The organism is Mumia zhuanghuii (assembly GCF_042681565.1).
Classification (GTDB): Bacteria; Actinomycetota; Actinomycetes; order Propionibacteriales; family Nocardioidaceae; genus Mumia.
The window spans coordinates 1434214-1457716 of the sequence record NZ_JBHUFT010000008.1 but is presented as its reverse complement, the minus strand read 5'-3'; the positions used below and the strand labels follow the sequence as shown (position 1 = coordinate 1457716).

The following is a 23503-nucleotide window of genomic DNA, read 5'->3' as shown; positions in this document are numbered from 1 at the left end:
ATGTCCGAGGAGAGGTCGATCGAGAACCTGCTGCGCAGCGAGGCGCCGCAGGTGCTCGGCGCGCTCGCACGACGGTTCAGCCGCTTCGACGTCGCCGAGGACGCGGTCCAAGAAGCGCTCCTCGCGGCGGCCCGGCAGTGGCCGGCGGACGGCGTGCCGGTCGACCCGCGCGGGTGGCTGATCCGGATCGGCTACCGACGGATGGTCGACATCCTGCGCTCCGAGCAGGCTCGGCACCGGCGCGAACGACTCGTCGGGACGTCCGAGCTGGCCGACCGAGAGCCGGACCGGCGACCTGCCGTGATCGAGGACGACGACAGCCTCACTGTGCTCCTGCTGTGCTGCCACCCCACGCTCAGCCCGACCTCGCAGGTCGCGCTCACGTTGCGCGCGGTCGGCGGACTGACGACCGCGGAGATCGCACACGCGTACGGCACCTCCGAGGCCACCATGGGCACCCGGATCAGCAGGGCCAAGCACCAGCTCGTCCGAGAGGGGACCCGCCTTGTCGCCCCCTCCAGTGCCGACCGCGCGTCACGCATGGCCTCCGTCCTGCGCGCCCTCTACCTGATCTTCAACGAGGGCTACACCGCCAGCTCCGGGGACGACCTCGGCCGGATCGACCTCAGCGCGGAGGCGATTCGTCTCACGCGGACGGCCCTCGCGCAGACGCCGGACGACCCCGAGGTCGCCGGCCTGCTCGCTCTCCTCCTGCTGACCGAGGCTCGGCGGGACGCCCGCACCGACGGCGAGCACCGTCTCGTGCCGCTGGACGAGCAGGACCGCAGCCGGTGGGACCGCACGATGATCGCCGAGGGCGAGCAGATCCTCAAGCGCGCGTGGGCGCAGCGGGAGGTCGGGCCGTACCAGCTCCAGGCCGCCATCGCCGCCGTTCACGACACGGCGCCTCGCGACGACGCGACGGACTGGCCGCAGATCGCCGCGCTCTATCTCTGGCTCGAGCGCCTCACCCCGACCGGTCCCGTACGACTCTCCCGTGTCGTCGCGGTCGCCCGAGCCTTCGGCGCCCAGCGTGGGCTCGACCTGCTCGACGACCTCGACCGGCGCTTCGGTCTCAGCGGTGACGCCCTGACGCGGCAGCGCGTACGGGCCGTACGGGCGCACCTGCTCGACGAGCTCGGGCGTCGTTCGGAAGCGGCCGTCGCCTTCCGCGAGGCCGCGGAGCTCACGCACAACGCGGTCGAGCGTGACTACCTGCTCGACCGCGCGGAGGCGCACTAGACGGTACGGAGTGAACCGGTCGTGGTGACGGGGTCGCTATGCACCGTCGAACGCTCTCCTGGCTCACTCGCCGGAAGCCACGAGCTCGAACGGGTTGCCGTCGAAATCATCGTCCCCGTCGTGGAAACGACAGGTGATCCAGTCCCGCGCGAGCTCCATCCCAGGTAGTCCCGACAGTGCGGACACCCCGTCGGCGTGGATCACCTCGAACACCGCCGAACGTACATCCGCTACCCGGACCCGAGCGTCTTCGGCTTCTTCGTTCGGCCACGCCCGCATGTACGCCTCTCGTCCGGCGGTCACCACGGCACCGTCGTCGTGCACGACGACGTCATGGCGCCCGAAGACCGACATGATCGGTCCGTCGGCTCCGACCTCCTCATCTGCAAAGTCATCGTCGTCGACCCACTCGTCGAGGTAGAGCGGCGCGGAACCGCACCAGTCGAACTCGGCGTCGGCGAACTCCCTGAGGGCATCGCGGAGCCGATCGGTGGAACGAAAGTAGTCACCGACCTCCCGCTCGTGGCCACGCCGAGCGCTGTTCGATGTGACGTGCTCCTGCAGCACGGCAACGAGTTCTGCAGCCTTCGCCCCATAGACGGACAGCGCGACGGGGGTCCACTGGGTTGAGTCGTCCTCGTTCTCCATCCGCGCACGCTATCGCCCGTCGACACGATTCCGCCGGCCGCTTCGGCGATGGACCGCCGACGCACCCGTGAGCTGGCACCTGGGGTGAGCGGGGACCCGCGACCTCATCCCGACCGTGTGCGCGAGGCCGTCGAGGAGCTTAAGCGCGTTCGGCGCCGACGGGACCCTCGGCTGCTCCATACTGTGCATCGTGCTTAGACACGGGGGCTTGTCTCACCGGTGGTCGATCCGCTCGGCGCTCGCCGCCACGGTATCGGTGTGCGCGCTCGTCGCGGCCGCCCCCAGCACCCATGCCGATTCCATTGATGCGCCAAGCGACGCGCGACTGCCAACCGTCGTGAACGCACCAGGCACGTGGTCGGACGACGCAGACCTCTCTGGCCCGGTCGCAGCCGTCGGTATCGCCACCCGCACCGTCCCGGTTGGCCTCCGCGACGCGCGCATGGCGCCGTCCTACTTCGCGACGTCCGCACGCGATGGCAGTTCTTCATGGCTGGACCTGCCCGGGTTCTCCCTGGAGCGCTCGGGACTGTCGGGCGGGGTCGCGGTCTCCCCAGACGGCCGTAGGCTCGGATGGGCCCGGTTCGCGACGCGCCGTGCCCTGGCAGGCTGGTCCGTGTTGGACACGACGACCGGAAAGCTGCAGAACCTGGAGGTCGAGGGCTTCGACCGGGTGCGCCCCACGATGTCCGAGCTCGCCTTCTCCGGCGACTCCCGCTATCTGCTGACCAGCTTCGAGACCCCCGATCAGCCCAAGGACGGTTCGCGCGGCCATCAGTTCGTCGCCTGGCGAGTGTCGGATGGCGCCGCGACAGTTCTGGAGGATCCCGGGTTCTCCTGGCTGCCCAGCCTCGGGTACGCCGAGACGGGCGTCGTCTGGTCGAGAAATCACACGGTGTTCCGCGTCGATCCGGAGACCGGGCGCCACAGCACGTTCACCCTGCCACGCAACGTGATGATGGCTTCTTGGGCGCCGGACGACGCCGCCTTCGCATATATCGGACGCGACGATCCCAAGAAGGGCGACCCACCGGCGGACATCCGGCTCTACGTCGGTGCGAACACCTCGAGCGCGCATCGCGTGGTGGACCTGCCCGACACGAGCCCGATCGGTGAGTTCCTCGCATGGCGCGACCCGACCCACGTCGCCCTGGGGAACTATCGCGGCGAGGTGTACGTCGTCGACATCACCGACGGAAGCCACGAGACGATCGACATGGTCGGTGGCGGCGACCAGATCAACACGCCGCTCCTCGCCACCGGTCTGTGGGCCAAGCCCATGGTGACTCCCGCGGCGACGACCGGCGCGACCGATCCCCGGCAGTTGTGGAGATGGGCAGGGCTCGTCGTGTTCGTCGCGCTGCTGGGCGCGGGTGCGGGTCTTCTGCGGCGTGCGGATCAGGCGGCGGGGCGGCGTCGGTCGCCTGCTGCGCCGAGCGACCGGAGTCGAGCGTCGTGACCGTCCATGACACGGCGCCGATCGTCGACAAGATCCCGACGGCCGCCTGGGCGTTGGCCTGGCTCTTCCTCGTCGGCCAGTGCGTGGAACTGGTCGCCCGTGGCCCGAACTCCTCCGACCTCCCGTGGGTCGTGGCCTCCATGGCGCTGACGGCGCTGGTCGTGTACTGGTTCGCCGACGGGGTCCTTCGCGGGCGCACAGCGCGACTGGTCATCGTGTGGATCATTCTCAGCGCTGCAACGTCGTTGGGGCTGGTAGGCCTTCTCATCGAACCCGCCGAAGCGGAGACCACCGATCTGATCTCCTGCGCGTTCACCGTCGCCCAGCTCATCGCGCTCGGCGTCTTCTGCTCATCCGACTACTTCACGACACAGCGGTCGCGCCAAGATGCGCCGCGCTCAACGCTGGCTCCGCTCCTCATGATCGCCGTTGCGACGGGCCTCCTCGGCGGCCTGACGGCGCCGGACGGGAGCGAGTCGGCACCGATCCACTTGCGGATCGGGCTGTAGCGAGCACGCGCCTGAAATCCGTGCGACAACCCCAAGCCGCAATCGGACGGAGGGCCCAGCGCCGTCACGGTTGGCCCGGATGCGGCCGTCCGACATCGAGATCACGGCCTCCGGGCGGTTCCGGGCGGTGAGGTCGAGTGCGGTGGAGAACAACGTGATCCGACCGTCGAGCGCGACTACCTGCTCGGCCGCGCTACCGGCTAGCGACAGCTCAGATCAGCGGCGGCACCGTCGGTGTCACCGGCACCACGATCACCGTGGGGCCGGAGCGGTCGAACGCTGCGGCAAGGGCCGAGCTGACGTCGTCGGAGGTCTCAGCGAGGACGCCGTGACAGCCGTAGCCGTTCGCGAGCGCGACGATGTCCAGGTCCGGGATGTCGAGGCCGGGGACTCCCGGAGTCTCCTCGAGCACAGCGAACGACTTGAGGATCGCGTACTCGGCGTTGCGGGGCACCACCACGACGACCGGCAGCGCGTGCTGCGCTGCGGTCCACAGCGCCTGGATCGAGTACTGCAGCGATCCGTCGCCGATGACGGCGAGGACGGGACGGTTGCGGCCGCTGTCGCGCTCGGCCATCGCGATCCCGACCGATGCGGGGAGGTTCCAGCCGAGGCTTCCGGAGGCGAACGTGAAGAACGAGTCGGGGCGCTCGACCGGCCAGGCCGCGTGAAGCTCACCCAGGTTCGAGGGCGACTCCTCGACGAGGACGGTCTCGGCTGGCGCCGCTGCGCGCAGGGTCCGGAACAACGCGAGCGGGGTGAGCCTGGCGTCTCGCGCCTCGGCCTCGCCAGCGGGGGCGGCCGGATGCGGCGCGAGGCGGTGCGGCTGCGTGACGACACTGCTCGAAGGCGCTGTCCGAGCGGCGACATCGGCCGCGAGAGCCTCCAGCGTGAGGACCGCGTCGCCGAGCAGGCTGTCCCCGACCGGGGCCTTCGCCGCCTCCACCGGGTCGTCGGTGACGTGCAGCAGCCGAAGCCCGGCAGGAAGGTACGGTCCGGCCACGTACGGGTAGTAGCGAAACACCGGTGCACCGATCACGAGGGCCACGTCGTGGCCGCTGAGCTTCTCCGAGAGCGGACCGATCGCGAACGGGAGCCCTCCCGCATAAAGAGGGTGGTTCTCGGGGAACGGAGGCCGTTCCGAGGCTGGCGCCGCCCACACCGGAGCGCCCATCTTCTCCGCGAGCGCGACCGCCTGGTCCCATCCTCGGCCTCGGGCGATCGCCGAGCCAAAGATCAGGACGGGATTCACCGCAGCGGAGAGCTGCGCGCAGAAGTCAGCGATCCGCTCCGGGTCGGGCGCGGTCCTGGTCGCGACCGAGCGGACGACCGCCACGCCGTCCGCGGTCTGGTCCCAGTCGTCGAGCGGGATCGACAAGAAGACGGGGCCGGCCGGTGGCTGCGTCGCGACCGCGTACGCCCGCATGAAGGCCGCCGGGACGTCGCCCGCACGGACCGGCTCGTAGCTCCACTTCACCCAAGGCTTGGGCAGCTCGGTCGGTTCGATATTGGTCAGCCACGGCTCCATCAGGAGCATGTCGCGCGTCTGGTTGCCTGCGGTGATGATCAGTGGCGTGCGGTTCATCGATGCAGTGAGAATGTTGGACATCCCGTTGCTGAGACCCGCGGCGGTGTGCACGTTCACGAGGGCCGGCACACGGTTGGCCTGGGCGAAGCCATCTGCGATCCCCACCGCCGATGCCTCAGCGAGGGTCTGGACGTAGGTGAAGTCCTCGGGGAAATCCTTGAGGAAAGTCTCCTCCGTCGAACCCGGATTTCCGAAGACTGTTCTCATCCCCAGCTCACGCAACAGCTGGAACGTAGCCTCTCGCACTGTCGTGGACACCGTTCTCCCTTCGGCGCAGCTGCCGCGTCGCGACATGGGCGCAAACGTCAGGCGGGGCCTCAGATCCCCCAATCCGAGGCCCCGCCCCCCCGAGGCAAGTCACCGTTTCCGGCTGATTCATCCCCTGCAACTATTACGCCGTACGACACAGGGGCAGACCATCCCAGATCGGAGACTTCACCCACGGCTTCACCCCCTGGGAGCCCCGTCAGCGGGAGGGGTCGAGCATCCCGCGGATCGCCGCCGCGTGAACGGCCTCGTCGCGCGAGCGGACACCGAGCTTGCGATAGAGGCTGCGGGTCTGGGACTTGATGGTGTTCACCGAGACGTGCAGGGTCTGGGCGATGTCATCGATGGTGCGGCCGGTCGCGATCTCCGCGAGGACGACCTCCTCCCGAGGAGTCAGCTCGACGATCTCGAGCTGCCTGGGGAGCACATCCCGTACGTGAGCGTCGTCCAGCGCCGCGACCACCGTGGCCAGCGTGGGAAGCTGTCCCGCCGCGGCAGTCAGCAGGTCGCGCGGGATCATCGCGAAAGGCCTGTAGATCCCGCCGTCGGCCATCGAGAGCGCGCGACCGAAGTCTGCGAGCGCCTCGCCCTCGTCCCCTCCCGCGAGGACGGCCGCGGTGTAGGTGAGGTTCAGGTCCGTACGCACGCGGCTGCTGCAGCGGTCGTCCCAACGGCGCGATCCCGCGATCCGCTGGGCTGTGCGGTGGTCGCCGACGACGAGCGCGAGCCGCGCACGGGCCAGGTCGACGATCGGGTGGTCCGACTCGATGGAGGCCAGGAGTCCGCTGGCACGCGACGCGCACTGCAGCGAGATCAGGAGGTCGACCTCGACGGCGGCCACCACGGCCTCGGCGAGCGATCCCGCGACGACCCTGCGCCCACGGCGCGACCTCTCAGCCGCGATGCGGTGCAACATCCCGATGCGGTCTCCCCACAGGAGAGCGACCTGCCCGCGTGCGTACAGCTCGTGGAACCACAGCTCGTTCGAGGCCTCCGGCGGTCGGAGCCCGCGCTCCAACGCCTCTTTGACGAGTCGTCGGTCAAGGCGCTCCACCCCCACCAGGGCCATGGCGGTGCTGACGTCCTGCTCGCTCGGCGCCTCGGCATCGAGGCTCGTCTCTGACAGCTTCGCGTGCTGAGCGATCCACGCCTCGGCCTCGGCGACGTCACCGTCGACCGCGAGGGTCAGGGCGAGGGCGGCGCTCACGTCGCGCGCAGCCCCCGGTATGCGAGACGACGAGGCCGTCTCGTACGCCCACGTCAGGGCTTCCTTGGCGGCGCGCGTCTCACCTGCGACCAGATGGAGGATGCCGGTCTCCTTGAAGACCGGGCAGAGCAGGTCCCCGACGTGGTCGGACGACGCGCCCCGCGCCGCCGCCGCGATCGAGGTGAGGCGTACGGCGATGTCGCGGGCCTGACCGAGGTCGCCGTGCCGGCGCAGCGAGAGGAGCGAGAGGAGCCCGTCGTCCAGCGCGCACCGCGGGTCGCTCGACCGACCGATCAGCTCGAGCTCCGTACGGCCGAGCAGGACCGGGCCTTCCGACGCCGCCGCACCGTCTCCACGCAACGACTCGACCAGCTCATGGATCGCCCGAAGCTTGGGGCGCTGCGGGAGATCAGCGGCAGGGAGCCGGGTGAAGAAGGCCTCGAGCCCGTCCTGGTCGACGGCCAGCAGACTGAGCCAGCCCTCCTCGACCGTCTCGTGAGCGCGATCGAGGTCGTCCGCCGCGAGCGCGTGCGCCAAGGCGTGGGCGTGATCCCCGTGAGCGCGGAACCAGTCGGCCAGCTCGCTGTCGAGGCGCCTGACGACCTGGGGCCGCTCCGACACGAACAGGGACAGGAGCGCGGAGCGGACGAGCCGAGGCCAGACGTAGGTCGGCGTCGGCGCGGTCGGCGTCGAGACCAGAAGGCCGTGGGAGACGAGACAGTCGAGGACGGGCCGCGGATCGTCGCCTCCGTTCACGAAGCGGGCGACCTCGTCGTCGAGCCGAGCGGGGACCGTCATCCGGAAGACCCGTTCGGTCGAGGCCAGCGGCGCCAGCGCCGGGAGCACCTCGCTGCGTACCCACTCGTGGGCATGATGCCGGACGACCTCGTCGACCGGCAGCGTCCATGGGGAGGGCTCGTGCGCGAGGGCGTTGCCAATCGTCCACAGGATCGCCGGCCACCCGCCCGTCTCGCGGTGCAGGTCAGCCAACCTCGCCGGCGGGAGCGCGAGTCCGAACGACTCGAAGAGCGCGTGCGTCTCCTCCCGGGTCAGCAGGAGGTCACGCACGTCGATGACGTCCGACTCGACGCCCTGCTGTCGGCACGCCTCACGAAGCCGGCCGTCGTCTCGGGTGCACGCGATGACACGGAGGTTCGGGCACTGACGGAGCATCTCGGCGATCTCGCGGTGAGCCTCGTCCCCGTGGACGCGCTCGTACGCCTCGACCACAAGGATCACCGGGGCGGCCCAGGCGTGGAGCGCGCGTCGGATCGCCAGACGTGCCCCGATGTCATCGGCGTCAGAGGCGAGGACGCCGGTCACGGCCAGCGCCTGATGCACCTCTTCCCAGAGGTCGTCGGCGCTACGGGCGTCCCTGTCCAGGGTCACCCACGCGGCATCGGCGACGTCAGGTAGGCAGGCGATCCACTGGGCGACGAGCGTGGTCTTCCCGATGCCGACCGGCCCTCGTACGACCACGAGCGGGACCTGTGAGTCGAGGCGCTCGAGCAGCCTCCCCCGCTTGGCCAACGGCCGCGGCAACCGCGGGACCGCGTACCGGAACCCGCCTCCGCTCGGCGCCATCCTCTGCTCTGAGCTGGCTACGCCCACGCTCATCCTCGCCCCCGAGAGTCCGTTCATGGAGAGCGCGCCCCGATGACACGCCGTATTTATCCATGTCATGAATTATCGCGGGATCTGTCAGCCCCGCACGGTAAGCCGCTCACTCCTCCTGTGCCCCTGTCCCGACAACCAGGAGCACAGGAGGAGCGAGACCTCAGTCCTTCGCGCCGGCCTTGAGCGCGTCGACCATCGCCAACGTCAGGAAGTTGAGCGCGCCGTCATCCTCGAACTTGTCGCTGACGTTGCCGGCGATCCCGCCCTCGAGCGCGAGCTTGCTCAGCAGATCGAGCTTGAGCGTGGGCGACTCCTCACTGAAGTCGAGGTCGGCCAGGTCCACCCATACGATGTTGGGGCGGGTCGTCGACTCGAACACGTACCGCTTGTTCGTGAGGTCGGCGACCACCTGCCAGATCGTCTGCGAGGCGTCAGGCTTGCCCGGGTCGGGCACGCGGAACGGCTGTGCCGCGTTGCGGATCACGCTGAACATCGCCGCGATCGCCTCGACCTGCGACTGCGGCTGCGACAGCCGACCGACGTAGTAGAGCGCACGGGCGAAGCGGTCGGTGGCAAGCGTCGAGCCCGGGAGCGGCTTGTCACCCCCCAGCCCGTCGACATGCGCGACCAGCTCGAGCTGCTTGTCGAAGGTCGGCGAGTTCGTCATCACCTTGTAGTCGCGACCGTGGTGGATCTGCGCGTTGCCGTCGATGTACTCGATGATCACCGAGTCGCCGGTCGCGTCGTCCAGCGCCAGGTGGATCGCCGGGACCTCGCCGCTCGACGGGTCGGTCAGCTGAACCACCTGTGCGTCGTTGCCCTGGATCCACGCGACCACCTCCGCGACGGTCGCATGGTTGTCCAGGAAGTACTGGAGCCAGACGGCCTGGCTTAGCGCGGGCCGCGACTCGTCACGCGGCTCGTACGTCGACTCGGCGAGCCACAGGACGTGCCCCGAGAGCCCCGCCTCGTTGATGCCGTCGACCGAGATCATGTCGAACGCCGTGGCGACCAGGCTCCCGTACTTCGCCGTCCAGGTGAGCTCGCCCTTCACTCCGTCGTCGCGGGAGATGCCGCGCGGCAGCTTCCAGAGGTTGGTCCCCAGGTCGCGGTGGTAGTCCATGTTGCGACCGACGATCACCGATCCGGCGGCGTCCGGCCAAATGACTCTCGTGCACATATCTTCTCGCTTTCAGGTGTACGAAATGCTGGACATCACGAGTGGCTTTCTCGGCTCCTTTCACGCCGCGGCAGAACAATGAACGACGCCATGAAGAAACACACCGCACCGATCAGAGTGCCGACGTTTGCCACGGCATTGTTGACAGAATCCCCACCGGGCAGGATGTAGGCGCCCACCGCCGAGATCGCGAATGCCACGCACCCGACAAGATTGATCTGGGCCGACCACCACTGTCGCTCGCCTGGACTCCATGCCTTGTTGAGGTGGTTGTAGGCGACGATCACGAAAACACCGCTCACGAGGAACGCCACCGACCCGCCCGCGTCGGGCGACCAGACGAAGTGCTTCTGCGCGGAGACGGTTCTCGCCTCGAGCGCGGCCGTCGTGCTCACGTTGAAAAGCACGGTGCCGAAGGACTGGGTCGCGGCCGCCAGCCACTCCGCCCGCACCATCGTCCCCCTCCCGTAGGACACCGGTACGGTCACGGCCCCGCTCATGAGCAGCTGGGCCAGGCCCGCAGCCGTGAAGAACCAGGCGCCGACGAAGTAGCACATGTTCGACGTCGCGGCCGACGCCCAGTCGCCCAGCGCGAGGGCAGACCCCAGGGCGAAGAGCGCGGAGCCGATCATGAACCCCACGCACTGCTTGGTGAGCGTCGGTGTCAGCGCCGCCCGTTGCAGCGACGAGCTCTGTGCGATCTCGCTCATGGCAGCTCGCCGTCGATGATGGCGATCTCAATGATGGAAGTGCGCACCTGCGACCTCGCGGGGCAGTGGAGCCTTGAGGCCGTCGAGGTAGGCGACCTCACCTTCGAGGTCCCGTAGGAGTGCATTGGCCAGGTCGTGGCTCAGCCCGGCCCGTACGACGATGCGCTGAACCGTGACCTCGGCGAGGTCGTCGGCGAGCGGATACGCCGGGACGAGCCAGCCCTTCATCCGGAGCCGGTCCGACAGGTCGTACAGGTTCCAGTTGGCGGTGTGGTCCGGCTTCAGCTTCCACGCGAAGACGGGGATGGTGTCGCCCCTGCTCACGAGCGTGAAGGGACCGATGTTCTCGATGGCGGACGAGAGGTACTGCGCCACGTCGAGGGAGCTCTGCTGGACCTCGCGATAGCCGTCGCGACCGAGGCGCAGGAACATGTAGTACTGCAGGAGCACCTGCGCGCCCGGACGCGAGAAGTTGAGCGCGAGCGTGGGCATGTTCCCACCGAGATAGCTGCAGTGGAACACCATGCTCTCGGGCAGGGCCTCGGTGTCGCGCCAGACGATCCACCCGACTCCCGGATAGACCAGGCCGTACTTGTGGCCGGAGGTGTTGATCGAGACGACCCTCTCGACACGGAAGTCCCACTCGAGCTCGGGCTGGCAGAACGGGGCGATCATCGCCCCCGAGGCGCCGTCGACGTGGATCTTCACGTCCAACCCGGTCGCGGCCTGGATCTCGTCGAGCTTCTTCGCGATCTCGGCGATCGGCTCGTACATGCCGGTGTAGGTCTGCCCCATGATCCCGACGACGCCGATCGTGTTCTCGTCGACGTACTTCTCCAGGTCGTGGCCGTCGAGAACGAGATGCTCCTCCGAGACCGGGACCCAGCGGGGCTCGACCTCGAAGTAGTTGCAGAACTTCTCCCAGCACACCTGGACGCCGGTCGAGAGCACGAGGTTCGGCGACTCGACCGACTTGCCCTCCTCGCGGCGCCGGGTCTGCCAGTGCCGCTTCAGGGCGAGACCGCCCAGCATGCAGGCCTCCGACGAGCCGATCGTCGACGTCCCGATCGTGGCGGCGCCGTCCGGCGCGTGCCAGAGGTCGGCGAGGATCCGCCAGCAGCGCTCCTCGATGGCCGCCGTCTGGGGGTACTCGTCCTTGTCGATCATGTTCTTGTCGGCGGTCTCGGTGTAGAGCTTCTTCGCCTCGTCGTCCATCCACGTGGAGACGAACGTCGCGAGGTTGAGCCGCGCGTTGCCGTCGAGCATCGCCTCGTCGTGGACGATCTGGTACGCGGTCTCAGGGAGGCTCGCACGGTCGGGCATCTCGAACTTCGGCATCTCCGTGGCCTCCCCCGGGCGCACGAAGACGGGGTTGACGATGAGCGATTCGCCGATGTTGGTGGTCTGGCGAGCGTTGGTGTGTCTGACGGACATGGGTGTCCTCTCTCGGTGACGAGTGATTGTTCGCGGCCCGCAGCCGGTGCGGGCCGACGATTCCTAGACCTCGATCGGCGGATAGAGCCGGTCCATGGTGTATTGCCGATTTCGTCGGGCCGCCCACGTCGAGACGGCGAGGAACAGCACGGTGAGGCAGACGATGACCGTGATCGAGACCCACAGCCGGCTGTCGATCCCGCCGACGGTCAGCTGCCGTAGCCCCGTGACCGTGTACGTCATGGGGTCGATCACGTGGATGTACTGGAACGGTTTGGTGGTGGTCGGGACGGGATAGATCCCGCCTGCGGAGACCAGCTGGATCATCAGGAAGGCGAGCGTCACCACGCGTCCGACCGCGGGCCCGAACAGCGCGTTGAACATCTGGATCATGGCGAGGAACATCGCCACGATCAGCAGCATGAAGCCGAAGGTCGCCCACGGATGCGTCGGTCTCAGCCCGATCGCGAACACGACGACGGCATAGAGGAGCCCGGCCTGGAGCACCCCGATCGCGTACGTCGGCGCGTAGGACGCGAGCACAACGCGGAACGACCCCAACCCCTGGACGAGCGGCCTCGTCTGCAGCGGCGTGAAGAGCATCCACGCGATGATGCCGCCGACGAACAGGGCGAGCCCGAAGAAGAACGGCGCGAAGCCGGTGCCGAAGGTCGGCGCCTTGTGGAGGTAGTCCTCCTGGAGCTGCACGGGCTTCGCGAGGGCCTTGGCGATGTCGCTGCGCTGCTCGTCGGACCAGGAGGGGATCATGCCGACCCCCTGCTTCAGGCCGCTCGCCAGCTCGGCGGACCCGGCCGAGGCCGTCTTGGTGCCGGCGGAGAGCTGGTCCGCTCCGCTGCTGAGCTTCACCAGTCCGGAGCTCAGCTCGTCGGCGCCGCTCTTCAGCTTCCCCACGTCGGTGCGGGCGGTCTTGATCTGGCTGACGACCTCGCCGCTCTCAAGGACGCGCAGGGCCCCGCTGATCCGGCTCTGCGAGTTGCCGAGCTCGGAATCGAGCAACCGGGCGTCGCCCCGGATCGCAGTCAGCTGGTCGTTCGCGCGCGGGCCCAGCCCTTTCGTCGCGAGCGCGTCCTGCACCGGGCTCAGGGCGTTGGCCAACCGGCGTTCCGCTGCGTCGCCGCTCGCTCGCAGCTGCGCGACCACCGTGTCGAGGCGCTGGCTCGCGACGGCCTGCGCGGAGGTCACGTCGTCGAGGACCTTGACGACCTCGTTCGCGTTGACCTTGAGCTGGTTCGCCGTGGTCCTGATCTCCGCGCCGGTGATGCCCGACTTGTCGATCTCGGCCAGCAGGACCCCGGTCACCGAGTCGACCTTCGCGTCGAGCTCGTCCACACCGCTCGCGAGCTCGGCAGAGCCGTCCTTGGCGGTGACCATCTTGGTCGAGAGCTCTTGCGCCCCGGAGTTCAGCTTCACCAGACCCGTGTCGAGCTGGGTGGCGCCGCTGGACGCCTCCTTCACCTTCGGCACCAGGTCGTTGGTCACCTCGTTCAACGCGATCTCGAAGGTCTTGACCCCCACTTGTGCCGAGATCTCGTTGACCGCCTGCTGCGCCGCGTCCTGCCCGATGATCGTCGCGAGGTAGTTGTTCACGTCGTTGTACGTGAAGATGAGGTCCGCCGACCGCGGCTTGTCGCCGGCCGGAGAGGCGACCGCCTCACTGAAGTCCTTCGGCAGGGTGACGGAGAAGTAGTAGGTCCCGTCGGCAACGCCGTCGGCACCTTCCTTCGCCGAGACGAGGTGCAGGTCGAGCTGCTTGGAGGCGATGAGGCCGTCCGCGACCTGCTTGCCGGCGTCGAGCTTCTCCCCCTGCACGACCGCGCCGACGTCGTCGTTGATGAGGGCGACCGGGATCTTGTCGGCGGCCGCGAACGGGTTCCAGAACGCCCAGAGATAGAGCGCGCCGTACAGCAGCGGCATCGCGACGATGACGACGAGCGCAAGGCGCGGCATGTGTCCGCGGTAGTAGCGCTTGAGGTCGCTTCCCGGGGAGAAGGCGGCAAACATGTCAGCTCAACGCCTCTCGTTCAAGCTCGACGAACTCGTTGTCGATGAGGTTCGGCACGTCGATCACGTCGTGCAGACGGCGGTCTCCGTACCCGGCGTTGATGTCCGCGGTGATGACGGTCTGCTCCGTGCCGAGCACGATCAGCCGGTCGAGCAGCTTGTACGTCGCGCGGACGCTCGAGAGCGCGTCCACTCCCCCGACGACCAGCAGCGGCGGCTTGTGCGTGTTGGCGACGGCGATCCGCAGCAGCGCGGCGGTGAGTTCCGGGAGCTCCTCGACGTACGCGTCCATCGCGGGCAGGGTGAGGTCGCCGAACACCGGCCGGCAGATCCGCTCCAGGTCCTCCTGCCGGGACTGCCTGACCCACCGGTACCAAGGCGCCTCCCAGCGCACCTGCTCGGTGATGAGGTCGTGCACGCGGATGGCCTGGGCGACCCCGTCGATCTCGTCGATGTCTGCCACGACGGCCTTGGAGAAGAGGTCGTGGGCGTCGTTGATGCGACCGAACGCCTTCAAGAAGCCGGTCGTCGGCTTCATCCTCCCGGCGAGGGTGAGCAGCAGCGCGACCCGCCCTCGACCCCCAGGACCCGCGAGCACCGTGAGACCACCCGTACGGATCGACAGGTCGATGGGGCCGTAGATCTGGCCCCATGATGCGTCGACCCCGATCGACGTCGCCTCCAGCAGCAGCGGCTGCGGATCATCGACCTCAGGACTTCCCCACGCAAGCTCGCTCGAGCCCGACTCAGGCCCCCCGGTTGACACGGTCACGCACTTCCCCCTCGTTCAGCGGACGATGACGGTTGATATCCGGTGTCACATCTGCCGTCGTCGAGAAGGCGTACGCAATGACAGCAGAAGCGTGCGAGCGTGCCATTCGGCGTCGTGGAGAGTGTCGTTCTTCACCGTGGGTTCCATTTCTGACTCGGGCACAAGGTGGTAGCACCGCGAGAATGCAGTCGCGGCACTCGGAGATAGGCCGGGGCCGCGTCGACGGAACGTCGTGACGCCTACCCGAGATTGCGGAATCATGCTTCGTAAGCGCCACCATAGGACAGCATTTCGGCATCCGCAGATTTGCCGTACAAGAAACTGCAAAAGCGTTGGCGAGCGGTCAATACCACACATTCAGGTTCGCCGCGGCCCACCTGCCGACCTCCTCGAGCCCGTGCCATACCCGTTCGGCGTCGATCGGGGGTCCAATGGAGACATGGGAGCGACCACCGTCCTCTGCCTCGGCGGCACCGGATCTGTCGGACGGCTTGTGGTGGCGGAGCTGACCCGGGCGGGAGGCACCGCGCGGGTGCTGACCCGCGACCCGCGACGCGCGCGCAGCATCGCGGATCCGGCGGTGGAGATCGCCGGTGGCGACTTCAGCGACGTGGCAAGCGTGGCCGCTGCGCTCACCGACGTGGAGGCCGTCGTCATGACCCACGGCGCCCCATACGGGTCCGGGGACTACGAGGCGGTCGACTACGGTGCAGTGCGCACGCTTGTGGAGGCCCTCGGCGACCGCACCGCGAGGGTGGCCCTGATGACGTCGATCGGCGTGACCGGCACCGGGACCGGCGACGACGCGGCCGACCTGCTCCGCTGGAAGCGGCGCGGCGAGCGCCTGCTCCGAGCCAGCGGCCTCCCGTATACGATCGTGAGGCCGGGATGGTTCGACACCGGCACCGGCGACGAGGAACGGGTCGACCTGCGACAGGGTGACCTGACCGAATACGGCCCGGTCCGGCGCCGGCACGTCGCCGAGACGTTGGTCCACGCACTCCGCACGCCTGCGGCGACCGGCCGCACCGTCGAGGTGTTCTCCGTCGACGGCCCTCCGCTCGACGACTGGGAGGCGGCGTTCGCGTCGACCGACCCCGACCCGCTGCCGTCGACTGCGTCGGCGTTCAACGGTGCGCACGACCGGGCGACACTCCCGCTGGACCAGGAGCCTGCGGGAGTCCTCGCCGACCTGCGACATGCCGCGAGGTAGGCCGCACCACGTTCCTCGAGGGCTCGCACCACCCACCAACTTGGTCTCAAAGCGTCCACGGTTGCGCCGCAGCCCTTGACAAGGTGACATTAATAATAGTGCACTACTTAAAACCGGGCCCCGGCCCGCCGATGCAGGAGTGCACACGTGACCATGAAGACATCCCTCGGATGCCGGACGATCGCGGCGATCGCGGCGACCATGCTTCCGCTCGCCCTTGTAAGCGCCTGTGGCGCCGATGCCTCTGACGACGGCAAGACGACGCTGACCGTCGCCAGCTATGGAGGGCCCTACCAGGAAGCCCAGGCGGAGGCGTTCTTCGAGCCGTACATGAAGGCGAACCCTGACGTGAAGATCGTCCAGGACGGCCCCTCCGAGAACGCGAAGCTGCGGGCGATGGTCGAGTCCGGCAAGCCGCAGTGGGACGTCGTCCTCCTCGCCAACGACTTCGGCAACGAGAGCCAGGGCAAGTGGCTCGAGCCGATCGACTACGACATCGTCGAAAAGGCCTCGCTGCTCGACGGGTACGCCGACAAGTTCCGTGCCGGCGCCGACGTCGAGGGCACCGTGCTCGCGTACCGCGAGGACGAGCTCCCCACGGCGCCGACGTCGTGGGCCGACTTCTTCGACACCAAGAAGTTCCCCGGCAAGCGGGCCGTCAACAAGTTCGCTGCCGGCGGGATCCTCGAGGCGGCACTGCTCGCCGACGGCGTCCCCGAGGCCGAGCTCTATCCGCTCGACGTGGACCGCGCGCTCAAGAAGATCAACACCATCAAGGACCGCATCGTCTGGTGGGACACCGCGGCCCAGAGCCAGCAGCTGCTCGAGTCCGGCGAGGTCACGATGGGCCTCGTGTGGGTCGGCCGCGCCGTCGACGCCGGCAAGGCGAGCCCGGTCAAGATCGACTGGAACACCTGGCTGAGCCAGGACGCGTACTGGATGGTGCCGAAGGGCACGCCGAACGCAGAGGAGGCGATGAAGCTCATCGCCTACATGATCACGAAGGACCCGCAGGTCGCGTTCACCCAGCTGATCGACTACGGCTCCGTGAACCGCGAGGCCGCCGAGGACGAGACCGTACGGGCCAACCCGAACCGTCCGAGCAACCACCTCGACACCCAGGTCCCGATGAACGACGACTGGTGGGCCGAGAACCTCGAGGGCGTTATGGAGACGTTCAACGCCTGGGTCCTCGCGTGACGGTCGGCACGGTGCCCGCCCCTCGCCGACGGGGCCGTCTCGGCCCCGGCGGCGGGGGGTGGACCCTTGTCGTCCCCCTGGTCCTCTTCCTCGGCGTCTTCTTCCTCTATCCGCTGGTCCAGATGGCGCGCGAGAGCGCCAGCGGCGGGCTCGCCACGTACGAGGCGATCATGACGTCGCCGGTCTATCGCAAGGTCTTCGCGAACACGCTGACCATCGCGGGCGCGACGACCCTCCTCTGCCTCGTGCTCGCCTACCCGTACGCGTACGTCATGAACAAGGTCTCGCCGCGCCTGCGCCTGGCGCTGATGGCGTTCGTGCTGCTGCCGTTCTGGGCCAGCCTGCTCGTCCGCAGCTTCGCGTGGATCGCGCTCCTGCAGGACAGCGGCCTGATCAACCAGGCCCTGCAAGGGCTCGGGATCACCGACGACCCGGTGTCGCTCATCCGTACGACGCCCGGCGTCCTCATCGGGATGGTCCACATCATGCTCCCGTACATGGTGCTGCCGCTCTACACGGCGATGGCACGCGTCGACGGCCGGCTGCTGCTCGCGGCCTCCAGCCTCGGCGCGACGCCGTGGCGCCGGTTCGTGCGGGTCTTCCTGCCGCTGACCCTGCCCGGCCTGGCCGCCGGCTGCCTGCTCGTCTTCACGATCTCGCTCGGCTTCTACATCACGCCGGCGCTGCTCGGCGCCCCGAGCCAGGCGATGCTCGGCGAGGTCATCGCCGAGCAGGTCGAGCAGTTCGGCCTGACGACCGCGAGCGCGCTCGGCATCGTCCTGCTGACCGGAACGCTGATCATCCTCATGGTGGTCGCCCTGTTCGCCAAGCGCCTCGGGAGGGCCTCACGATGAAGAAGCCACCCGTACGGTGGGTCGTACTGACGACTGCCACCGTCCTCACCGCGTGCTTCCTGCTCCTGCCGACGCTGGTCGTCGTCCCGATGTCGTTCAACGGCTCGTCGACGCTCGGCGTGTTCAACGGCGAGTGGACGACGCACTGGTACGACGAGCTGCTCACCTCGCCCGAGTGGGGTACGGCAGCCCTCAACAGCCTGCAGGTCGCGCTCGGCTCGACGGTGCTCGCCACGGTCCTCGGGACCCTGGCGGCGTGGGGGTTCAACAAGCTGGGCGTGTACGGACGCGTGATCCAGGGCGGCAGCATCGCGCCCGTCGTCGTGCCGCCGATCATCCTCGGCGTCGGCCTCTACAGCGTGTTCCTCACCTGGCAGCTGAACGGCACGGTGCTCGGCCTGATCCTGGCGCACACCGTGCTCGCGATCCCCTTCGTCGTCATCGCCGTCGGCGCGAACTTCGCGCAGCTCGACCCCGTCTACGAACGCGCCGCCGCGAGCCTCGGGGCCAAGCCGTTCCAGACGCTGCGCCGCGTGATCCTGCCGCTCCTGCTCCCCGGCGTCGTCGCCGGTGCGCTCTTCGCGTTCGTCACGTCCTGGGACGAGGTCGTCGTGTCGATCTTCCTGACCGACGCGCAGACCCGCACCCTCCCGGTCGAGATGTGGATCCAGGTCCGCACGCAGGTCACCCCCACCCTCGCGGCGCTCGGGACGTGCCTCCTGCTCGTCTCCAGCCTCGCGCTCATCGCCATGCAAGTCCTCCGCAGGAGTGAACGAGATGCCTGACAACAGCCCGGTCGCGACCGGTGCAGCCCTGACCCTCTCAGGGGTCACCAAGCGGTTCGGCGATGCGGTCGCCGTCCACGAGATCGACCTCGACCTGAAGCCGGGCGAGTTCCTCACGATGCTCGGCCCGTCGGGCTCGGGGAAGACCACGACGCTCAACATGGTCGCCGGGTTCCTGCAGCCCGACGCCGGGACGGTCACGCTCGACGGGCGCGAGATCACCAGGACGCCCGCGCACGCGCGCAACATCGGCGTGGTGTTCCAGAACTACGCGCTGTTCCCGCACCTGAGCGCGCAGCGCAACGTCGCGTTCCCGCTCGAGATGCGCGGTGTCGGCCGCAAGGAGGCGATGCGCCGTGCGTTCGCCGCGCTCGAGCTCGTCGAGCTCGAGAAGTGTGCCGACCGGCGGCCGGCTGAGCTGTCCGGCGGCCAGCAGCAGCGGGTGGCGCTGGCACGCGCCTTCGTCTTCGAGCCCGGGTTGCTGCTCATGGACGAGCCGCTCGGCGCACTCGACAAGCGCCTGCGCGAGACCATGCAGCTGGAGATCATGCGGCTCTGCCGCCGGGTCGGCAGCACGGTCGTCTATGTGACGCACGACCAAGAAGAGGCGCTCACGATGAGCGACCGGATCGCGATCTACAACGACGGCGTGATCGAGCAGCTCGGCACGGCAGAGGACCTGTACGAGCGTCCGGCAACGACGTTCGTGGCCGACTTCGTCGGTGACTCGACCATCCTCGCGGGCGAGTCGCAGGGCGACGGGACGGTCGTCGGCGACGGTTGGATCGCGGCGGGCCCGGAGCGGGGTGCGACACCGAAGGGGTCACCGGCCTCGGTCATCATCCGTCCGGAGATGGTCCGCCTCTCCCCTGCCGAGGACTCGAAGTCGGCCGTCAACCAGATGACCGGCCGCGTCGCGGACGTCGTCTATCTGGGGTCGCAGGTGAAGTACATCGTCGCCGGCGACGGCGGCGACGAGGTCCACGCGAAGATCGCCCGCTCGGCGCAGTGGTCACGCTTCGAGCGCGGAGACCGGGTCAGCGCGACATGGTCGGCCGAGGACTGCGTCGTCCTCGGGAGCTGAGGTCGTACAGCCGGTTCGTCCGGGCACCGGTGAGCCCGTGCCCGGATCAGCCGGCGTCCGCCGCGGCGCCGGCGTCGTACCCGAGCAGCGCCCCCGCGACCGCGGTCATCTCGTCGGCCACCTTGTCGACGTCGGTCTTCTCCTCGATCGCGAGCGCGACCTCGTACCCGTCGATGAGCGCGAGGAGGTTCTCGACGACCGACGCGGGCGGGAGGACGGGGTGGAAGATCCCTGCGTCGACCCCTGCCTGAACCGCGTCGTTCAGCGGGACGCGCCAGCGACCGTACGCCTCGGTCATCAGCGTGCGCAGCCCGACGTCGCGCGAGGCCGCCGCGGCGAACTCGACCCACAGCGAGCAGCGCTGCAGGTAGTCCTCGGGGTTGGTGATGCTGAGGACGAGCGACCGGATGCGCTCCCACGGGTCGACGTCGGCGCGCGACGCGACCTCGACGCGGGCGACGACCTCCTGCGCGTGCGCCGAGAACGCCTCGTGCAGCAGCGCGTCGCGCGTCGCGAAGTAGTGCTGGAGCATGCCGACCGAGACGCTCGCCTCCTGTGCCACGTCACGCAGGCGGACGCGGTCGGCGCCGTCGCGCGCGACGAGGGCGAGGGTTACCCCCAGGATGTGGGAGCGGCGCTGCTCGACGGCTTCGTCGTTGAGAGGCGGTCGACCGATTCGGACGGATGCCACATTTCCTCCTGTAGGTCGAGCCCTGACGAGCCCCATGCGTCGATCGTAGGAACTCAAGGGCTCAGGGCGTTGACAACACGGGATCGATTCATAATAGTGACGTATTATGAAGTCTCCCGCGAGGCGGCGTCGATGAGCGCGCGTGCCGACCGCCGCACGATCGTCTGCCCGTGCCACGACGTCACGCTCCACGACCTCAAAGTCTGCTGGAAGCGCGGCTACACGCACCCGGAGACGCTCAAGCGCGCGACGGCCCTCTTCATGGGCCCGTGCCAAGGCAAGCTCTGCGCTCCCGCGCTCGACGAGTTCCTCGAGAGTGTCGGCGCGGCGCCGGCCGCAGGCGACTCCCCCGCCCGTCCGACGGTCCGTCCCCCGCTGTACGCGGTGCGCCTCGGCGAGCTCGCCGACCCCGACGCGGAGCCCGCGTGAGCGCCCCCGGCGTCCGCGCCGGAGACCCCGACGCCTCGTACGACGTCGTCGTCATCGGCGCCGGCATCCAGGGACTCTCGACCGCGTACGAGCTGGCCAAGCGCGGCGTGAAGCGCATCGCCGTGCTCGACCGCGCGTGGCCCGGCGGCGGCGCGAGCGGTCGCAACGGCGAGCTGATCCGCTCGATCTTCTCGTCGCCGGAGTGGGTCGGCCTGTTCGACCTGAGCCTCACGCGCTGGCACCAGCTGTCGGCCGAGCTCGAGATGAACGTGCTCTTCAGCTCCTCGGGCTATCTCGTGCTCGCCTCGACCGACGAGCAGTGGGCCAACTGCGAGCGCGACCACGCCTACCACCGCTCCGAGGGCGTTGACAGCGACCTCCTCTCCCAGGCCGACGTCCTCGCGCTCGTCCCCGCGCTCAACCCCGACGTCGTACGGGGCGGCGTCGTCCAGCCGTCCGGCGGCTTCGCCCACCACGACGCCGTGAACTGGGCATACCTCAAGGCCGGCGCGCGCCGCGGTGTCGAGGTCTACTGCGACCTCACGGTCACCGGCCTGACGACCGCGGCCGGCCGCGTCACCGGCGTGCAGACCAGCCGCGGCCCCATCGCCGCCGGCCTGGTGCTCAACGCCGCGGGCGGCAACGCACTCGACGTCAACGCCTGGGCCGGCATCACGCTCCCCATGGTCACGAGCCGGCTCGAGATGCTCGTGACCGAGCCGCTCGCGCCGTTCCTGCGGCAGGGTCTCGCCGCGCTGGCGCTCCTCGGCTACTGCCACCAGACCGCGCGCGGCGAGTTCGTCGGCGGCACGGAGAGGCACCACGTCGACGAGTCGCGCAGCCAGAACAGCACGTGGGACCTGCTCGCCGACATGGCGACGAAGTGGGTCACGCTCTTCCCGCTGCTGTCGGGCGCACGCCTGCTGCGGAACTGGGCCGGGACCGTCACGCAGGCCGCCGACCTGGCGCCGGTCATCGGGTCGGTGCCCGACGTCGAGGGTTACGTGATGACCTGCGGCTGGGTCTACGGCTTCATGGGCGCGCCGGGCGCGTCGACACTGCTCGCCGAGGAGATCGTGACCGGCACGCCGTCGCCCGTCCTCGCCCCGTTCTCGCCACGCCGCCTCACCGAAGGACGCATGATCGCCGAGTCGTCCCTCGTCGTTCCCACCGGGGAGGACCACGCATGACCGACGACCGTACGCCCAGCCCGGTCCGGTTCACGTTCGAAGGGCGCAGCGTCGAGGCCACGGCCGGCCAGACCCTCGGCGGCGCGCTGCACGCCGACGGCGTCCGGATCCTCACGCGCAGCTTCAAGTACCGGCGACCGCGCGGCTACACGTGCGGCTACGGCGCGTGCGGCAACTGCCCGCTGACCGTCGACGGGCTGCCGGGCGTCAACGCGTGCGAGCGTCCGGTCGAGGGCGGCGAGGACGTTCGCCGCGAGCGCGGCTGGCCCAGCTCGGGCATCGACATCTTCCGCGCCTCCGACGCGGTCGCGCCGCTGCTGACCGCGGGCTTCCAGTTCCGCCTGTTCACCAAGCGACCGCGGCTCGCGCACCTGGCCGAACGGGTCATGGCGTGGGTCGCCGGCGCCGGACGCCTCCCGACGCCGCAGGCCGCGGCGGCCGTACGGGCGACGACGCACGAGACCCGCGCCGTCGACGTCACCGTCGTCGGAGGCGGGCTCAGCGGCCTCGCCGCCGCGCTCGGCGCCGCAGCTGACGGCGCGTCGGTGCTCCTCGTCCACCGAGGTGCGCTCGGCGGACGCTCCCTCGGCCGTACGAGCACGGCCGCCGGGCGCACCCACACGTACGACTCCGACCGCGACGCCGCCCTCGCGCTCGCGGGCCAGGTCGAGGAGCATCCGCGCATCGAGGTGCTGGACGGGACCGCGGTCGCCACGTTCGACGGCGTCGACCTGATCGTGGTCTCGCGACGCCGCCGCATCCGTGTCACCACACCCGCGATGGTCGTGGCCACCGGCTCGTACGACGTCCCGCTGGCCTTCGCCGGCAACGACAAGCCGGGCGTCATGCTCGCCTCGGCCGTCCGGCGACTCCTGCACGTCGAGGGCGTACGCCCCGGACGCCGGGCGGTCGTCGTGGCCGAGAACGCGACCGGGTACGAGATCGCGCAGGAGCTCCTCGCCGCGGGCGTCACCGTCACTGCGGTCGTCGACCCGGAGCCGGACGCGCGGGCCGTCGCGCTGGTGGCGCCGGTGGCCGGGGCGGGCGTGCCGGTCGTCTCCGGTCGTCCGGTACGGGTCGTCGGGCTGCGCGGCGCGCGCCGCGTCGTCGTCGCGGGCGCCTCCGGCAGGCGCAGACTGCGGGCCGACCTCGTCGTCGTCTCGCGCCCGGAGCGGCCGGCCGAGGAACTACGGTGGCAGCGCCACTACGTCGAGGCCGGAGACACATACGCGCCGACGGGCTCCCCCGCCGCGAGCGCGTCCGACACGACCGTCGTCGTCGGATCGGCTGCCGCACTGCCCGCACAGACCCTCGAGGACGCCACGGACGCCGGCCACCGCGCCGCACGCGCCGCCCTCGCCCGACGCGGGCCCCGCGTAGGAGATCAGACCCCGTGAGAAGA

20 protein-coding genes are annotated in these 23503 nt (G+C 69.3%); 11 read left to right on the top strand and 9 right to left on the bottom strand.

Annotated features, from left to right (window positions below; translation table 11 throughout):
- Window positions 1–1242, top strand: coding sequence for an RNA polymerase sigma factor (locus tag ACFSDF_RS15475; protein ID WP_377158128.1), 1242 nt, complete (start codon window positions 1–3; stop codon window positions 1240–1242).
- Window positions 1243–1305: 63 nt separating this feature from the next.
- Here ACFSDF_RS15475 and ACFSDF_RS15470 read toward each other — a convergent pair whose 3' ends face one another.
- The gene (locus ACFSDF_RS15470; protein WP_377158126.1) at window positions 1306–1890 is read right to left on the bottom strand and encodes a hypothetical protein; all 585 of its coding nucleotides are present in this window, start codon (window positions 1888–1890) and stop codon (window positions 1306–1308) included.
- Window positions 1891–2227: 337 nt separating this feature from the next.
- Here ACFSDF_RS15470 and ACFSDF_RS15465 point away from each other — a divergent pair, with 337 nt between their 5' ends.
- A complete protein-coding gene (locus ACFSDF_RS15465; protein ID WP_377158124.1) occupies window positions 2228–3349 on the top strand; it encodes a YncE family protein in 1122 nt (373 codons plus the stop codon).
- Window positions 3346–3858 carry a hypothetical protein gene (locus ACFSDF_RS15460; RefSeq protein ID WP_377158122.1) on the top strand — a complete coding sequence of 171 codons (513 nt, stop codon included), beginning with the start codon at window positions 3346–3348 and terminating at the stop codon, window positions 3856–3858. The genes ACFSDF_RS15465 and ACFSDF_RS15460 overlap by 4 nt, the downstream gene beginning before the upstream one ends.
- Before the next feature lie 211 nt (window positions 3859–4069).
- On the opposite strand, the gene mdlC is transcribed toward ACFSDF_RS15460, so the two are convergent.
- The 7 genes from mdlC to ACFSDF_RS15425 form a co-directional block, all read right to left on the bottom strand.
- Complete coding sequence (gene mdlC / locus ACFSDF_RS15455; RefSeq protein ID WP_167004263.1) at window positions 4070–5740, bottom strand: benzoylformate decarboxylase; 1671 nt, start codon at window positions 5738–5740, stop codon at window positions 4070–4072.
- 172 nt (window positions 5741–5912) lie between these two features.
- The gene (locus ACFSDF_RS15450; RefSeq protein ID WP_377158120.1) at window positions 5913–8504 is read right to left on the bottom strand and encodes a LuxR C-terminal-related transcriptional regulator; all 2592 of its coding nucleotides are present in this window, start codon (window positions 8502–8504) and stop codon (window positions 5913–5915) included.
- A 193-nt stretch (window positions 8505–8697) separates the two neighbouring features.
- A complete protein-coding gene (locus tag ACFSDF_RS15445; protein ID WP_167004267.1) occupies window positions 8698–9717 on the bottom strand; it encodes a linear amide C-N hydrolase in 1020 nt (339 codons plus the stop codon).
- Window positions 9718–9752: 35 nt separating this feature from the next.
- Window positions 9753–10358 carry a hypothetical protein gene (locus ACFSDF_RS15440; RefSeq protein WP_208322384.1) on the bottom strand — a complete coding sequence of 202 codons (606 nt, stop codon included), beginning with the start codon at window positions 10356–10358 and terminating at the stop codon, window positions 9753–9755.
- Between the two features lie 96 nt (window positions 10359–10454).
- Window positions 10455–11861 (bottom strand): glutamate decarboxylase, encoded by a 1407-nt coding sequence (locus ACFSDF_RS15435; RefSeq protein WP_167004270.1) that lies wholly within the window; start codon window positions 11859–11861, stop codon window positions 10455–10457.
- A 63-nt stretch (window positions 11862–11924) separates the two neighbouring features.
- Complete coding sequence (locus ACFSDF_RS15430) at window positions 11925–13883, bottom strand: YhgE/Pip family protein (RefSeq protein ID WP_377158117.1); 1959 nt, start codon at window positions 13881–13883, stop codon at window positions 11925–11927.
- A 1-nt stretch (window position 13884) separates the two neighbouring features.
- A complete protein-coding gene (locus ACFSDF_RS15425; protein WP_377158115.1) occupies window positions 13885–14655 on the bottom strand; it encodes a P-loop NTPase family protein in 771 nt (256 codons plus the stop codon).
- A 439-nt stretch (window positions 14656–15094) separates the two neighbouring features.
- On the opposite strand from ACFSDF_RS15425, the gene ACFSDF_RS15420 reads away from it, so the two are divergent.
- The 5 genes from ACFSDF_RS15420 (at window position 15095) to ACFSDF_RS15400 (ending at window position 19791) form a co-directional block, all read left to right on the top strand.
- On the top strand, window positions 15095–15868 hold the full coding sequence (locus ACFSDF_RS15420) for an SDR family oxidoreductase (RefSeq protein WP_167004275.1): 774 nt from the start codon (window positions 15095–15097) through the stop codon (window positions 15866–15868).
- 153 nt (window positions 15869–16021) lie between these two features.
- A complete protein-coding gene (locus tag ACFSDF_RS15415) occupies window positions 16022–17068 on the top strand; it encodes an ABC transporter substrate-binding protein (RefSeq protein ID WP_377159068.1) in 1047 nt (348 codons plus the stop codon).
- The gene (locus ACFSDF_RS15410; protein WP_377158113.1) at window positions 17065–17922 is read left to right on the top strand and encodes an ABC transporter permease; all 858 of its coding nucleotides are present in this window, start codon (window positions 17065–17067) and stop codon (window positions 17920–17922) included. The genes ACFSDF_RS15415 and ACFSDF_RS15410 overlap by 4 nt, the downstream gene beginning before the upstream one ends.
- Window positions 17919–18707 carry an ABC transporter permease gene (locus ACFSDF_RS15405; RefSeq protein WP_377158112.1) on the top strand — a complete coding sequence of 263 codons (789 nt, stop codon included), beginning with the start codon at window positions 17919–17921 and terminating at the stop codon, window positions 18705–18707. The genes ACFSDF_RS15410 and ACFSDF_RS15405 overlap by 4 nt, the downstream gene beginning before the upstream one ends.
- Entirely contained in the window at window positions 18700–19791 is a 1092-nt protein-coding gene (locus ACFSDF_RS15400) for an ABC transporter ATP-binding protein (RefSeq protein ID WP_167004287.1), read from the top strand. The genes ACFSDF_RS15405 and ACFSDF_RS15400 overlap by 8 nt, the downstream gene beginning before the upstream one ends.
- Window positions 19792–19837: 46 nt before the next feature.
- Here the strand turns inward: ACFSDF_RS15400 and ACFSDF_RS15395 are convergent, their stop codons facing one another.
- Window positions 19838–20482 (bottom strand): TetR/AcrR family transcriptional regulator, encoded by a 645-nt coding sequence (locus ACFSDF_RS15395; RefSeq protein WP_167004290.1) that lies wholly within the window; start codon window positions 20480–20482, stop codon window positions 19838–19840.
- 96 nt (window positions 20483–20578) lie between these two features.
- Here ACFSDF_RS15395 and ACFSDF_RS15390 point away from each other — a divergent pair, with 96 nt between their 5' ends.
- From ACFSDF_RS15390 to ACFSDF_RS15380, 3 genes are read left to right on the top strand one after another with little or no spacing between them, the layout of a single operon-like run.
- Window positions 20579–20911: a (2Fe-2S)-binding protein gene (locus tag ACFSDF_RS15390; RefSeq protein WP_377158109.1), complete on the top strand. Its 333-nt coding sequence runs from the start codon at window positions 20579–20581 to the stop codon at window positions 20909–20911.
- The gene (locus ACFSDF_RS15385) at window positions 20908–22101 is read left to right on the top strand and encodes an NAD(P)/FAD-dependent oxidoreductase (RefSeq protein WP_377158108.1); all 1194 of its coding nucleotides are present in this window, start codon (window positions 20908–20910) and stop codon (window positions 22099–22101) included. Before ACFSDF_RS15390 ends, ACFSDF_RS15385 begins: the two co-directional genes overlap by 4 nt.
- Window positions 22098–23498 (top strand): (2Fe-2S)-binding protein, encoded by a 1401-nt coding sequence (locus ACFSDF_RS15380; RefSeq protein ID WP_167004299.1) that lies wholly within the window; start codon window positions 22098–22100, stop codon window positions 23496–23498. Before ACFSDF_RS15385 ends, ACFSDF_RS15380 begins: the two co-directional genes overlap by 4 nt.
- The last annotated feature ends 5 nt before the right edge of the window (window positions 23499–23503 follow it).

Bases quoted from the DNA above. Each gene is read 5' to 3' on its own strand.
- ACFSDF_RS15450 (WP_377158120.1), bottom strand. From the start codon at position 8,504: ATGGCGCCGAGCGGAGGCGGGTTCCGGTACGCGGTCCCGCGGTTGCCG.
- ACFSDF_RS15475 (WP_377158128.1), top strand. From the start codon at position 1: ATGTCCGAGGAGAGGTCGATCGAGAACCTGCTGCGCAGCGAGGCGCCG.
- mdlC (WP_167004263.1), bottom strand. From the start codon at position 5,740: ATGTCGCGACGCGGCAGCTGCGCCGAAGGGAGAACGGTGTCCACGACA.
- ACFSDF_RS15435 (WP_167004270.1), bottom strand. From the start codon at position 11,861: ATGTCCGTCAGACACACCAACGCTCGCCAGACCACCAACATCGGCGAA.
- ACFSDF_RS15420 (WP_167004275.1), top strand. From the start codon at position 15,095: ATGGGAGCGACCACCGTCCTCTGCCTCGGCGGCACCGGATCTGTCGGA.
- ACFSDF_RS15405 (WP_377158112.1), top strand. From the start codon at position 17,919: ATGAAGAAGCCACCCGTACGGTGGGTCGTACTGACGACTGCCACCGTC.
- ACFSDF_RS15400 (WP_167004287.1), top strand. From the start codon at position 18,700: ATGCCTGACAACAGCCCGGTCGCGACCGGTGCAGCCCTGACCCTCTCA.
- ACFSDF_RS15380 (WP_167004299.1), top strand. From the start codon at position 22,098: ATGACCGACGACCGTACGCCCAGCCCGGTCCGGTTCACGTTCGAAGGG.
- ACFSDF_RS15470 (WP_377158126.1), bottom strand. From the start codon at position 1,890: ATGGAGAACGAGGACGACTCAACCCAGTGGACCCCCGTCGCGCTGTCC.
- ACFSDF_RS15415 (WP_377159068.1), top strand. From the start codon at position 16,022: ATGAAGACATCCCTCGGATGCCGGACGATCGCGGCGATCGCGGCGACC.
- ACFSDF_RS15445 (WP_167004267.1), bottom strand. From the start codon at position 9,717: ATGTGCACGAGAGTCATTTGGCCGGACGCCGCCGGATCGGTGATCGTC.
- ACFSDF_RS15430 (WP_377158117.1), bottom strand. From the start codon at position 13,883: ATGTTTGCCGCCTTCTCCCCGGGAAGCGACCTCAAGCGCTACTACCGC.